Annotated in this window: 1 pseudogene; it reads right to left on the bottom strand. The window is 43.3% G+C overall.

The features are described from left to right. Nucleotides 1-48: 48 nt before the first annotated feature. Nucleotides 49-383, bottom strand: a pseudogene (locus tag UF05_RS05210) (FHIPEP family type III secretion protein); the annotation flags it as partial.

Here is a 383-nt window from a genome sequence, read left to right as displayed (position 1 = left end):
CATAACTACGCAGATCACAGCAATTGGCAAACAGCCATACATTAATTATGGATTTAGTAGTCCAATTAGCATAATCCCTCCCCCAACCACTAAAATAATCTTCCAGAATGTCCGAAGCTGCGCCATCATTTGGCTCATAAACGAACTGGATTCGTCTTCCGAGCCTTTAATTCGAATCAGATAAACACCACATGCCATTGATAACAACAAACTCGGTATCTGTGAAACAAGGCCATCCCCTATCGTAAGTTCCGAGAATCGATTCACGCTCTCCGACAGCGACAAATCAAACTTGTTGATGCCCACAAAAATTCCACCAAACAAATTCACAAGGCTGATCATGATACCAGCAATCGCGTCACCTCATACGAACTTCATCGCCC

It is taken from the genome of Vibrio sp. S457-15 (genome assembly GCF_000960545.1).
Lineage (GTDB): Bacteria > Pseudomonadota > Gammaproteobacteria > Enterobacterales > Vibrionaceae > Vibrio > Vibrio parahaemolyticus.
Note: the sequence above shows the minus strand (reverse complement) of the source record. Positions and strands in the feature narration are given on the sequence as shown.